The following is a 12,864-nucleotide window of genomic DNA, read 5'->3' on the forward strand; positions in this document are numbered from 1 at the left end:
TATCCAGTAATGACAGCACATGACTCCGAGTGATTCACACCGTGCTTCCCCTACAGATAAAAGCGTTCGGCGCGACGTGAACTTCAGTAAGTCCGCATTCGACGGTTGGTCGCAACCTCGACGAATGGCTGCGTGTGGCGACCTATGTCCGACGCCTCGTGGATCCAAACCGCATCACTACCGGTGCCGTCATCCGCCCGGCGCAGCCACATTGCCCAATTCTGGACCGTAGTACCCCATTTCGACGGGTACACAACACCATGAGGGCGGGACCCGTCGCTGAGCACCACAGACTCGCGTAGCCACGTGGCGATTCCAGTTGTCAGCTGCTTCATGTCCTCCGACGAGCTCGTCAACTCGCTCAACGTCAACCGATCCACCCCGCATGTGGTCAACAACATCTGCAATTGCTCCTCGATGGCCGAGATGCTGCCGGCCCCGGTTACGTCGACAAACCAGCCGTTCCCAGGCAACACCAGCTCGTACAGGTTTCTAACCGCCCGCCATCCCTTCGAGATCGAACGCGGTGCCATCGCGCCGCACAATGGCAGCTCACGCTGAATCTGCGAGTCGAAGGTCAAATCGTCGGAGTCTTCGACGTCGTCGAACAGATCACTCATCGCAACGGCAGGCGGATCCGGGGTGATGTATTCGAGTACTTCGACAAATGCACCCTCCGCCGTCGAGCTGCCGTAGATGGTGCGTCCTGGAGTATCCCAACGCGACCACGTGACAGGATTCGCGGTCTTGACGCGGGGCGGCGGTTGAAGTGGACCGAACTGAGTTCGTGCGACACGGAACATTCGACGCCCGCTACTGGGTACCAAATTCAGACCTGTGGTGGCGCACACGGCATCGGCGCCGTAGGTCTGAGCAGTCACCTCGGGCCTCCCCCTTATACCGAACGATCAGTATAAGGAGCAGGCCCGACAGCGCTGTGCACTCACACGTGCTCAGGCGTAATACTCACCCGAGACGAATGCGGCCGCAGCGCGATAGACAGCGGGGATTTTGGAATCGCGAATGAACTCTGCTGGCGTGTGTCCATCGAGCCGCGGATTCGCTGCGATCAGCCACGACCGGGCAACCTGGTCGTTCTCGGCGTCCTCGATCGATACGAAAACTGAATGCGCTGCCTTCAACCGAGTGACCCGTTCGTCGGACGGTGTCGCATGTGTTGCCGAGCCCGGAGGCGCCGCCCACCGCGCAGGCATCGCTCGGCTTCGCGAGTTCGCGATGTAGGCCGTCAAGGTTCGCCCCAGTCGCTCCAGCAGGTACTCGGCAACTTTATGGGTCGGCATACGAGCCGTGTCATCACACGCTTTCGTCAAGACATCCATGACGAGTCACCTCCCTTCAAGGTCGACAAATAGGCAACACTGTTACCGCTGGGCATATGAGCGAGGTTACACAAATATCGTACTAATATCGCCAAATGTGACAAATACTGTACTCGAAAACGTCGAATACGGCATGCGCACACGAGGTGTCCAATGTTCGACGATCTACTGGTTGACGTTGTAGAACGTAGAAAATCTCAGTACACCTCGAGTCCGCCCGTACCTACGAAGAACCCGTGACCGGCGCTGTTGGTGCAACGCAGTCCGGATTTGCGCGATTCGCACACGATCGCCGCGGCGGGATCGTCGAAGCTGGTTCGAATGGTGATCCGCGAGTGCGCCGGGAGTGCGGCATCTTTGAACGTCCCGTCTGGACCGGGTCCGAGCGGCATGTTGAAGACCTTGTCGAGCGTCCGACACGTGGTCGGTGCTTCGGTTTGTAATTCAGATGCAGTGCGCCAGCCGACGGCCGTGTAGGGCATTGCAGTGTCACTACCAGCGCATACCGGCATCGTGCCGGGGGCACGATGTGGGGTTGCGGTCAGGACGCAGCCTCCCATGGCCGGGTTGAAGTTGCACGCGACCCTGCCGGTCCCGTCGACGAAATGCGTTCCGAACGCCTGCCCGGTGTAGAAGTTCGCGTCTACATCGGTCAATGGCGTCTCCTGCCCTGCCGGTGGCAACGGGGCGGTGGATACCGTCGCGGTAGCTGTGGTTGTGGGAGCGAGAGTGGCCGACGGAACCTGTGTGTTCGACGCCGCGGTCTCGGTGTCGCTCGACGAGCCGCACCCGGCCAACGTGATTGCTATGCAGCCGGCGACAATGCCTGCAGCGTATGACGGTGTGCGAAGTGCGCTAATTTTCACAGTTTTGTTCCTCCCCGAGTGGAAAACGTGTCGACCATGAGAATGGCATGGGCATTTCCGAGGGTCCTGCACCGTGATGTCACATCTGCCCCGGGTGTGCGCCGTAGTCAGTGTTCTTGGTAGGTCCGACATCATCGGTCGGAGCTGTCAGCGGGTGCGCTGTCGTGCTGTGCCGTTGCCGTGTCGATGCAGGCGGAGCGGTCATGGCAATCAGCTGAGCCGCAGACTGGTTTCCCCGCCTGGTCGGCGATTCGGCGACCGCCTGCGGGTGCAGGTCGCTCTGGGCCTCCATTTCGCGGGTGGCCATCATCTCCCGTACAGCGTCGGCGTCTTCGAAGCCGAGGTCTTCGACCAGCGCCGGTGTCGGGTTGAGCATCAAACTCCATCCGTCTTCGCGCCCTTTCGCTTCGAGTCGTTGGGTACGAGCGAGGTTGCGGGCCAACGCTTCCGGACTGTTTTCTGCATCGCGCAGCTCACGCCGAAGCACATGCAGTTCGGTGCTGAGGTCCTGCAACTGCACGGCGTCCGGGAAGTCGCTCATGGTGGTGTTCTCCAGCAGTGCCAGCCGTCGTCGGTCCTCGGTGAGGTTGTATTCGAGTCGAGCGAGTTCCGCGCCGGCGTCGTCGACCATGTTCTCGACTCGCGTCATGATTCCCGATGCCCGCGCGGCCCGACCCTGCTCCGACGTCGCAGTGGTGATCGGGGTGTACAGCTCGTTCGGATCGAAGGCGCGGTTGGCGATCGGTAACGATTCGAAGCGGACGAACAGTTCGCTCGACGTCATCGACCGCACCACTTCGACGGTGTGTCCGGCGATCTCGGCGACCGGCAGTGATTCGTGTAAACCTTTGCCTTTCAACGCTCCCCACGCCTCACGCAACGACATCTGCAACGCCGCCGACGCCTCGGACCGCTTGGTGAATCGGCGGCCGCCGATCGTCATGTCGAACCCGTCGCGGTCTCGCCATGCCTGCAACGCCGGCACAGCCGCAGTCAGCAGATGCAATCGTTTCTCCGACGACGGAACCCGAGTCCGGAGTCGGTCACGGTCGCGTTCGATGCTGCGTTGCTCGGCGAAATGCGCGTCGGCCTGGGCTTGCAGGTCCTGGACTTGGGAGTCGAGCTCCACCTGCCGGATATAACGTTGATCCCCGGTCGCGAGAGCCTTTGTCAGCGCGGCATTCTCGGCGACGGAGTCGGCGTCGAGGTTCGGCACCCGACGCATCGACCGATCGGCGCGGCGGAGTTGTTCGATGTAGTGCGCCTTCTTGTGCACGGTCTGCCACATCACCGTGTCGTAGGTGCGTTCGGCGACGATGTTGAGCACGCGGACCTGTTCGTTCTGGTTGCCTTGGCGGATGATGCGGCCTTCGCGTTGCTCCAGATCCGCTGGGCGCCAGGGCACGTCGATGTGTATCAACGCCACCGCCCGGTCCTGCACGTTGGTGCCGGTGCCCATCTTTTCCGTCGATCCGAGCAACACCGCGACGCGGCCGTTGCGGCAGTCGGCGAACAGTTGCGCCTTCTGCGACGGTTTCGGATAGTCGTGCACGAACCGGATCGAGTGCGGGTCCATCCCGCCGGCGACGAGGCGATCTTTGATTTCCTGATACACCGACCACTCCCCCGGTTTCGGTGTGCCGCGATCGCAGAACCCGATCTGCAGCCCACCCGGTGTCGGGGACATCTCGCCGAACTTGTCGCGATAGGTGTTGTCTTTCGTCGCGTTCCAGATTTCCAGCATCTTCTGCGACACGACCGCAGCGCGGGTGGTGCCGTCGACAAGGAACTCTTTCGCGGTTAGGTGCAGATGCGCCGCCCGCGGATCCAGGGATGCTTTGCGCCCGTGATCGGCAATGACGAGGGTGTTGTCGATGTCGGGGCGGGACGGATCACCGTGATCGGCGCGCCAGCCGAGGTCGGCGATGAAGTCGAGCACCTCCTGCGGCGGGGTGAACACCGCGACTTCGTTGGTGCCGGTGTTCTTCTCCGGCAACGGAACCGGCACTCGTTCGCGTCCGACGAAGTCGGTGAAGACACTGTTGATGGCGACCAGGTCACCGACGTTGGTGTATTCGCCCACCCGGGTGACCGGGCGTAGTCGACTGCCGGAACTGTTGAGCTCCACCCGTTCCACGGTTTCGGTGAACGCGGCTCCCCACTCGTCGAGGTCGGAGACTTCGGCGTCGGCGAGCAGATCCGGACGCAGATAGGTCTGCATGACCCAGAGTTCGGCGAGAGAGTTCGCGACCGGTGTGCCGGTGGCGAAGGTGGCGACCCGTTCGACGTATTCGTCGTCGCCGACCCCGGCGGCAATCGCCTGGGCGCGGCGTTGATCGCGCAGATGGGTCAGCTTCATCTGCAGATCGAGGGCTTGATCGGACCCTGAGCAGGCGAGTTCTTCGATGTGGGAGGCGCGGACGAGGTTTTTGAAGTTGTGCGCCTCGTCGATGAACAGGTAGTCACAGCCTGACGATTCGAAACTCAGGCCGGTGTCGCGTTTCTCGTCGTCGAGCGCTTCGGTGAGTTTGGCTTCCAGTGTGGCCTTGGCCTTTTCGATCGCTTTGACACTGTCGTCGTGTTCGGCGTCCAACGCATTGAGTTTGTCGAGCTGGATCTGAATGAATTCCGCTTTCGTCGACGACGCAACCCCGATCCGGACGAACACCGACATCGGCACGATCACCATGTCCCAGTCCTGCGACGCCGATTGCGCGACGAAGAGGCGCCGCATGTCGGCATCGGTCGCGGCCGCACCGGAGAGCACCTTCGCACCGGGATACCAGCGCAACGCCTCACTGGTCACCTGGTCGACGATGTGGTTGGGCACCACGATCCACGGCTTGGCGGCCAGGCCGAGTCGTTTGAGTTCCATCGCGCCCATGAACATGGTGCCGCTCTTGCCGGCACCGACTACATGGTCGAGCAGCACCGACGGTTCGCTGACGATGCGCGCGACTGCATTGCGTTGATAGTCATAGGGTTTGAACGACGACCCCAGCCCGGGAAAGACGCGTGCGGATCCATCGTAGGACGGGGCGACGACGGAGTTGAACAGCTCGTTGTAGCGGTCCAGCAGCCGTTCGGTGCGGTCGGTATCGGTGTGCAGTGCCCACTGACCGAACTCTTGTGACAGTCGTTGTGCGCGGGCCTGAGCGGCACGGGTGGCTGCGTCGTGCAGGACGTCGCCGCCCGACGCATCGCGGTACTGCTTGGACTTGGTGATCTCGATCGGTTTGCTGTTGAGCAGATCGGTCAACACCTCCCGCCAGCCGTAGGCACCTTTGCGAACGCCGGCGTCGTAGCAGCCACGCTTTTCTGCGTCGGCGTGCTCGAAGTTGAACCGCGTCGCCGACGGGTAAGGCTTGGGAACCAGGCCCCATTTCATGTCCTGCTCGGCCCTGGCCGGGTAGTACCCGGCCTGGATGGACCACTGACCAGCAGCTTTCTCGATCGTGACCGACACATCGGCCGGGATCGCGAACGTGTCCCGCATGAACTGCATGTAATCGGAATCGGGGATCCACCCGGTGCCGGGTCGCACTTCGACCCCGGTGCGGATCGGCGGCGGCATTACCGCGGTCAATGCGTTGACGTTGGGCCGGTAGCGCTCGTCGACGGCCGCGAATTCGTGTGCGGCGGCCAGTTTTTTGCGGACGCTGCCCGACAAGTACTGCGCGGCCGGCACCCACACGTTCGGATTGGCGACACCGCGGAATGCGGTGCCGGATTCGGGCAACTGAGCCTGCACTTGCTCGGCAGTGGTCCCGAGTAGGTCGGCAATCCGGTCGATGTCGATGCGGGCGGTTTGATCCAGACTGATCGCGACTGCGTCGGCGAGGGTGTCGGCGCTTTCGCGGCCGGGCCGCACCCCGAACACGTCGGTGTGGAACAGCGTTGCCTTGGTCGCTTTCATCTTGGTCTCGTCGAACTCTTCCAACGCCAACACCGCCGCGAAGGACGGATCTGCCCGCAATGCTTTCCCCAGGTGCGAGGCCAGTTTGTGCGGGGTTTTCGGATTGATCCAGGCCTGATCGGATAGCTGCGTCAGGATCGAATCCGGCACCGGACCCTCATACGGTGCCGATCTGCTGCCTTCGGAGATCCGCCACTGCGCCAGCAGCGTGTCCAGGGCGCGGTCGTGCTGCGCGTCGGTCAGATCGGCGACCTTCGACCAGGTGAACCGGTTGATCAGCCCGTATCGCGAGACGTAGGCGTCGTAGCGCTGGTTCAGCTCGGCACGCAATGCGGCTCGTTCGGCCGTGGGTTGATCCTCGCGCTGGGTGTCGATCAACGCGACCGCGACGTCGCGCAGATCCAGCAGCGCGCCCCATTCGGCGGTCTGCTTGGCGCTGCGTGTGGTGACCGGTGTCCACTTCGTGCCGCTCCAGGTCCGGATCTCGGTGGCTTGGGGGTCGTAGGACAAGGTGCCGATGGTGGTGCCGGCCCGTCCACTTTCGCGGGCGCGGGTGAGTCCGCGTTGGAAATCGGCGCGGGTCGGTCCCATCGTGTTCGCCCAACTCGCCGTCAACGCCAGACCGGAGCGTCGCGCCTGCTCGACGATGCCGGACAACGCTGTCTCGACTTGGGCGGCGAGGGCAGCACCGCTCTCCCCGCGCACCACCAGCTGCTCGGCCGCGTATTGACCGCGTCCGAGTTCCATCGTGCCGAGCACGTGGTGCGGATTGTCGGCGTAGTAGGAATTGGCCTGCAGCCCCAGCTGTCGCCCGTCCTGATAGACCGTCGAATAGGTCAACCCCAAGAATGTCTTCGTCCGGGCGGTCATCTCCTGGCCGTCTTCGCGACGACGCAGCACGAGAATGTCGGTGACGACCGTGGTGCCGGCGACCCGGGAGAACGCGCCTTCGGGCAACCGGATCGCGCCGAGCAGATCGGCTTTGTCGGCGATCTCCTGTCGCGCGCGAGCGTTGACAGCGTCCATGGTGTAGCGCGAGGTCAGGACCGTTACGTAGCCACCGGGTGCGGTGACCGCGAGGGCCTTGTTGATGAAGTGGTTGTGGATCGAGAGCCGTGACGGGTTGTGCGCCGGATCGTGGAGCCGGAAGTCGCCGAACGGCACATTGCCGATCGCGGCGGTGAACGAGGCTTCCGGAACATGGGTCAGTTCGAAACCCTCGTTGCGGATCTGCGCCGACGGATGCAACGCCGCGGCGATGGACGCGGTGGTGGAGTCGAGCTCGACCCCGACCATCTGCGCGCTGGTGGGGGCGTGAGCGAGGAACGTGCCCGACCCGCAGCCGGGTTCCAGGACGCGACCGCCACCGAACCCGGCCTGCTCCGTCGCACGCCACATCGCTTGTGCGATAGCGGGATCGGTGTAATGCGCGTTGAGAGTGTTGCGTTGAGCTTGCGACCATTGCGCGTCGTCGAGCAGCTCACGCAACTGCTCACGCTCGGTGGCCCATTCCGGTTTGCGGAGGTCGAAGATCCCCGCAGCGGCACCCCAGCCAGACCATCGACCGAGAACCGCCTGCTCTTCGGCGGTGGCGTAGCGGTCCTCGGCTTCGATGCGCCGCACGATCCGGATCGCAGCAATGTTGGCCGCAGCACGCGCTTTCTCCCCTGGCGGAGGCAACACCTCGGTGCCGGGCCGGAAATCGACCGGTGCCACATACACCGGCTGTTCGACGACCGGTGTCTCGACAGCTTGGTGCTCGTCGACGAGCGGCGCACCGCGGTCGGGAGTATGTGTCAGTGTCGCGGCGATCGAGACCGACGCACCGGGCGCCTGCTCAGCCTCGGCCGCGGCGACCGTGTCGACGTGCGGCGTTGACATCCCGAACGCGGCCACTACCTCGGCCGGCGGTGGCGGCAGTGGTGTCCCGCCCGGATCGGCGACCGCCGGATCCAGCGGTGCGGCACCGTCGACGTCGAGAGCGAACAGATCGCCCTGGCCCTCGGCTACGGGTCGACGAGTCTTCCGGGGCCGTCGAGCGGCTTGCCCGCCGCCAGCAACGCTTGACTGACTTGGTTGGTGAACGATGCTGCCAGCCGATCGCTCGGGCCGGTCGGCACCGGCTCGCCGTCCTCGGTCCGCGCTTGCAGCAAAAAGGCCCCCGTCACCCGGAACAGCGCCGAGCGATCCGCCCACAGTCGGCGCGACAACTCGCTCGCCTCCGAACTCGGATCCCGCCGCCGCAGCGGATCGATCCAGCGATCGCGGTCCCCCGCCGCGTCCTGCAGCCGCACCTGCTCCTGCAGCATCTCCCGTTCGCGAGCCTCCTCCACGCTCACCGGTTCCGGAAAGTCCTCCTCCGAGTGCGGGATCTGCTCGTAAAGTTCCTGCGCCAGCACCGCTTCGGTGATCGAGCGACGCGCCGTCTCGATCAACGTCACCGTCGTCCGGTAGTCCGGTGCTTCGCCGTGCTCGTCCCACCATTGGCGCACCAGCGGTCCCTGGCCCTGCATCTGCGTCTCGATCAGGTCGCTGATCCGCAGCGCCTCGTCGGCGACGAAGTTCGCCTTCTGCGTCTGCGACCAGTCCTCCGGCAGCCCGATATGGGTCCGCCACGTCTCCTCGACCAGTTGGCGCAGATCCTCGGGTGGGGTCTTGGTCATCGGCGGCGGTACCTTCCTCGGTGGCGAAAAGATCCAGTTGCGTGTCGGTGGCGGCGCGGCGCTGTTTGCGGGGCATACCAGGGAGCTCCTCTGCATGCATACCCTGCGACGGGTGTGCCTGCGTTCGTGGTGATTATGGTGACTCATTGGCCGGAGCTCCGTTCTCTGGCTGCCCTGCCCTGGCGGGTCTAGACCACCCGCCAGGGTCTGGGAAAGCGTGAATGTGATGACGATCGATCGTGACGAACAGTGCGAAAGGGCTATCGGATCGGCGGATCGACACCGGTAACGCAGCCGCCGCTCATGCTGCATCTCCTGCGGTACGGGCCCTGATGGTCCGGAAATCTGGTCCGCGACCACCGTCTGCGGGCGGCTGTTCGTCGTCGCGGTCGGCGTCGAACCACCCGACAGGTACGGGGATCGTCGGATAAGCAGGTATGTCGACGTGCGCCTCCGGGGTGCAGCGCCACATCGGTCCGGCCTCGCCATCGCAGAGTGCGCGCAGATGCGGGTCGGTGTGCTGGACCCACCAGGAACTCATCGCCAGCGGTTCCTCGCTGCGCCGCGCCCCTTCCCACCCGCGCCACAATGCGTGCAGTCGGACGCTGACCTCCCGGTGCCGCCACCACTGTCGGCACCAGGTGCGACCCCGGCCGCCGCCGAGCAGCTTCCCGGCCAGCACCGGTGCCAGCCAGTGTTCGACGAATTCGCCGACGTCGGCGAACACGTCGGGTTCGGGTTCCTTCTCGACTTTCTCCGATGCTGGGCCCGACTTGGGTTTCGGTGTCGTGCTGCGTCTGCGTCCGGCTTTGCCTCGTGGCGGTGACGTCGGCACGTCGTAGTTGTCGTAGTCGCCAACGTCGCTGTAGTCGTGGTTGTCGCCGTAATCGTTGGTCATGACGCGAGCTCCTGCTCTGTCGAGGTATCGAGGTCGAGTCCGCTCAGGGCGAGTGCGCCCTTTTTCGGTTCGTAGGTCGCGAGTGATGCGCGGATCTGCTCGGCGAACCGGCCCTCACTCCAGAACGCTTTGCGGACCAGCACAGGTGGATTGCCCGAGGTCATGACGATGGCGCGGTCTTTCGGCAGTGCGGCGAGCACCGAAATCGGTGCGATTGTTTCCCGCGACCACGACTGCGAACGTGATCGGCCGCCGTTGGAGTGGCTCGACGACCAGCGCGCCACGTCGTGCTCGCCGATCTGCTGCGAAATCGACTGCAGATAGCTGTCGTCGTCGACGCCGCCGCCGTAGTAATGCATGTTCGACGCCTGACGCATCGTGGCGAGCTTCTGCTCCGACCACACTTCCCCGGCTTGGGCCGGCGACTGCAGGAATGTCAACAGCACGACCCCTTGGGATCCGGCGTGGGAGTACTGCTTGGGCAGATCCGACAGTTTGCACACGTTGGCGGCCTCGTCGAGCACCGCCACGATCGGTGTCGGCAGCCGTCCACCGGGGCTGCGTCGCGCCACCACGAATGCCGTATCGAGCAGCCGACCGACCAGTGCCGTCGTCAACGCGGTCGCCGAATCGGGACCTTCTAGCGACATCGCATACAGGGTGTCCGTCGAGCTGGCGAAACGGTCGACGTCGAACTCGGGCAGGTCGTGGGTCAACGCGACAGCGGCCAGTCGGCTGTCCTGATCGAACTGCTTGCGGCGCTGCGGCAGAACAGCTTTCGCGTACTCCGGATCGTTGAGGACGTTGAGGAACCGGCGCGCCATGTCGAAGAGGCCGTCCTTCTGTCGTGGATTGAGCCGTTGGGCGCTGCGAATCTTCTCCGCCGCCATGGCTTCACCAGCCGCCTCGAGCAACATCGCCGGGATGGCGGTGTCGTCGTCGGAAAGCCAGCCGAGCGTGTGCAGGAGATCTCCGCCGCCGACTGCGGCGGCGAACATGTGCAGTGCGAGGAGTTCTTGGGCACCGCCGTCGAAGTAGGCATCGACGCGGGCACCGTCCTCTTTGGACGCAGAGACGAAGTAGCCGGCAAGTTTGCGGGCTGCTTTGAGTGACGACATTCCACGCAGTAAGTCGATCCACCACTGCGGGCCACCGTCGGTCGCGATGCCTTGCAGATCGAAGATCCACACTCGACCGACGGCTTCGCGGACCCCGCGCGTGTGATCGTGCAGATCACGCTTGTTCGACGTCGCGATCACCGCACCCGGCGCACTGCACACGGCGGGAATGGCCAGGGCCTGCGTTTTTCCGGTACGCGGGCCGGAGAACGCCACGCCGACGTCCTCCCAGCTCATCACTATCGTGTGGCCACCGCGCACGGTTTTGCCGATCGGAATTCCGTAGGTGTCGGGACCACGCAGCTCGATGTCGGGTCGGAGCCGCTGAGACTTCTGTTTTGCGCCCGCCCCATGAACCTCGGTCAGTTGCGACGGGTTGGCCATCGACTTGGCCAGATGATCCACTCGTGTGTGGAGAGCGCGGTGGTGCCACCACCTGACCGGAAACCACGCTGCCCCGATGAGAAGAAGCAGAACGACGATCGCGATGACGGTGGCGTGCACCGGCCAGGTGATTCTGCCGCCCACCACGTTGAGGAACGCGGCGACCGGATTGCCAGGAATATCTTGGCCGGTGCCGGCGAGTGCGTCGCCAGCACGCAAGCTCAGGTAGAGAACGAGCACGAGGGTAGCTCCGGCACCGAATGCGACGAGTTGCACGGTCCCGGTGCGACGGTTGCCGTTCACAGTTCTGCTCCCGTTGTCAGCTCACGTGTGTTCGGTTCGACCGGAGCGTGTGTGTCGGATGTGGTGGGGACGGAGGCAGGTTCGCCGTCGAGCCATGCCGGGTCGGAGACACCGATCAAATCGGCGATGCGCTGGTCGTCGAGACGGTTGTCGGTGCGGTCCTCGGACAGGTCATCGAGCCGTTCGAGCTCGTCGTGCGCCAACGATTCGGCCAAGAGCTCGGCGACGAATTCACCGGCGTCACGTCCGGTACCGAGTGGGGCTTCTGCCGCCGTTTCGTCGCTGGATGGGGCGCGGTCGGCAGCGTCGGCGAGGGCGATGGCCGCGTCGGGGTCGATACCGTCTTCACGCATGCGCTGTGACCAGGCGTCGGCGGTCTCGGGATCGGCATCGCGCAGCGATTCTGCTACCGCCCAGCGCGCCGCGAGATCCTGAGCGGACCATTGTTTGCCCAGTTCCTCGGTCCGCGCGGTCGTCCGCTGAGCGCGTTCGGCGTGCCGTTCCGCTCGCTCACGCTCCCGCTGTTCCCGGTCGGCTTCTCGTCGGGCCTTGTCCTGCACTCGCACGCGCGACTCCGCGGTGCGCTGCTTACGGTCGACAGTGCGTTCGCGTCGTGTCTTGAGTCGTCGATGCATCTCCACCGTTTTGCGGGCGGACTGCAGGGCCGAGGCAGCGAACTGGGTGAAGTCCCTGCTGATGTCGTCGAGTTCGTTCTCGCTCACGTGGACGCCTTTCGGGTGTGTCGGACGGTGCAGGTCATCGGGTGGGTGCGGCGTTGTATTCGGTCATGCGCCACCCGTCGCTGGTGGACTCGAGCACAGCGCGGACTTTCAGCTGTCGATACCGCGTCGACGTCCCGTCGCGGTGGAGCACGGTCTGGGTCACCACCGCTTCGGACACTGCGCGCCCCTGCGTGGTGTCGATGCTGTCGGTGACGAGCACGCTGGCGCTGACGATGTCGCCGGCAGCTCGCCATGCCGCCCATTCGGGCAGTTCACGCATTCCGGCAGCGGGGGGTGTGTTCGCTGATGCCGCGAGCTCGCCACCGAGCCATGGCAACGCTCGGGTCGCTGCAGTACCAGGTGATGGATCGTTCTTCGGTTGCCACGAGAACATCGCACTGAGCGCCTGCTGCGTCGCGGTCGCGGCGTCGGCATTGCCTGGGGTGGGGCCGTCGACGTGCCCGGAGTCGTCGCGGCCGCCGTGCTGCTGCTCTGAGGAGGACCCGGCAAGCGTGACCACCAGGACGACGGCACCGATCAGTGCGATCACTGCGACGATCGCGGCCGCGATCACTGCGGTCCGAGTGCGCAGCGCTGTCATGCTGCTGGCCGCTTCGCGTCGAATGCTGTGCTGGAATCCATTGTGTGATCAGC

Annotated in this window: 9 protein-coding genes; all 9 read right to left on the reverse strand. The window is 64.4% G+C overall.

From position 1 onward, the window contains the following. Positions 1-83: 83 nt before the first annotated feature. Entirely contained in the window at positions 84-881 is a 798-nt protein-coding gene (locus JGU72_RS07465) for an RES domain-containing protein (protein WP_199683002.1), read from the reverse strand. Between the two features lie 72 nt (positions 882-953). Beyond that, entirely contained in the window at positions 954-1,340 is a 387-nt protein-coding gene (locus tag JGU72_RS07470; RefSeq protein WP_199683003.1) for an antitoxin Xre/MbcA/ParS toxin-binding domain-containing protein, read from the reverse strand. Between the two features lie 197 nt (positions 1,341-1,537). Then, a complete protein-coding gene (locus tag JGU72_RS07475; protein WP_199683004.1) occupies positions 1,538-1,996 on the reverse strand; it encodes a hypothetical protein in 459 nt (152 codons plus the stop codon). A 289-nt stretch (positions 1,997-2,285) separates the two neighbouring features. Beyond that, the gene (locus JGU72_RS07480) at positions 2,286-8,003 is read right to left on the reverse strand and encodes a helicase-related protein (RefSeq protein WP_199683005.1); all 5,718 of its coding nucleotides are present in this window, start codon (positions 8,001-8,003) and stop codon (positions 2,286-2,288) included. 125 nt (positions 8,004-8,128) lie between these two features. Beyond that, the gene (locus tag JGU72_RS07485) at positions 8,129-8,785 is read right to left on the reverse strand and encodes a hypothetical protein (protein ID WP_199683006.1); all 657 of its coding nucleotides are present in this window, start codon (positions 8,783-8,785) and stop codon (positions 8,129-8,131) included. 301 nt (positions 8,786-9,086) lie between these two features. Continuing rightward, positions 9,087-9,683, reverse strand: coding sequence for a DUF4913 domain-containing protein (locus tag JGU72_RS07490; protein ID WP_199683007.1), 597 nt, complete (start codon positions 9,681-9,683; stop codon positions 9,087-9,089). Then, on the reverse strand, positions 9,680-11,488 hold the full coding sequence (locus tag JGU72_RS07495; RefSeq protein WP_199683008.1) for a type IV secretory system conjugative DNA transfer family protein: 1,809 nt from the start codon (positions 11,486-11,488) through the stop codon (positions 9,680-9,682). The genes JGU72_RS07490 and JGU72_RS07495 overlap by 4 nt, the downstream gene beginning before the upstream one ends. Beyond that, positions 11,485-12,210: a hypothetical protein gene (locus JGU72_RS07500; protein WP_199683009.1), complete on the reverse strand. Its 726-nt coding sequence runs from the start codon at positions 12,208-12,210 to the stop codon at positions 11,485-11,487. Before JGU72_RS07500 ends, JGU72_RS07495 begins: the two co-directional genes overlap by 4 nt. A 34-nt stretch (positions 12,211-12,244) precedes the next feature. After that, on the reverse strand, positions 12,245-12,811 hold the full coding sequence (locus tag JGU72_RS07505; RefSeq protein ID WP_199683010.1) for a hypothetical protein: 567 nt from the start codon (positions 12,809-12,811) through the stop codon (positions 12,245-12,247). Positions 12,812-12,864: the final 53 nt, after the last annotated feature.

Source organism: Antrihabitans auranticaus (genome assembly GCF_016481275.1).
Taxonomy (GTDB): domain Bacteria; phylum Actinomycetota; class Actinomycetes; order Mycobacteriales; family Mycobacteriaceae; genus Antrihabitans.

Excerpts from the sequence above, each read along its gene's own strand:
- JGU72_RS07470 (WP_199683003.1), bottom strand. The coding sequence starts at position 1,340 with ATGGATGTCTTGACGAAAGCGTGTGATGACACGGCTCGTATGCCGACC.
- JGU72_RS07480 (WP_199683005.1), bottom strand. The coding sequence starts at position 8,003 with ATGTCAACGCCGCACGTCGACACGGTCGCCGCGGCCGAGGCTGAGCAG.
- JGU72_RS07485 (WP_199683006.1), bottom strand. The coding sequence starts at position 8,785 with ATGACCAAGACCCCACCCGAGGATCTGCGCCAACTGGTCGAGGAGACG.
- JGU72_RS07490 (WP_199683007.1), bottom strand. The coding sequence starts at position 9,683 with ATGACCAACGATTACGGCGACAACCACGACTACAGCGACGTTGGCGAC.
- JGU72_RS07505 (WP_199683010.1), bottom strand. The coding sequence starts at position 12,811 with ATGACAGCGCTGCGCACTCGGACCGCAGTGATCGCGGCCGCGATCGTC.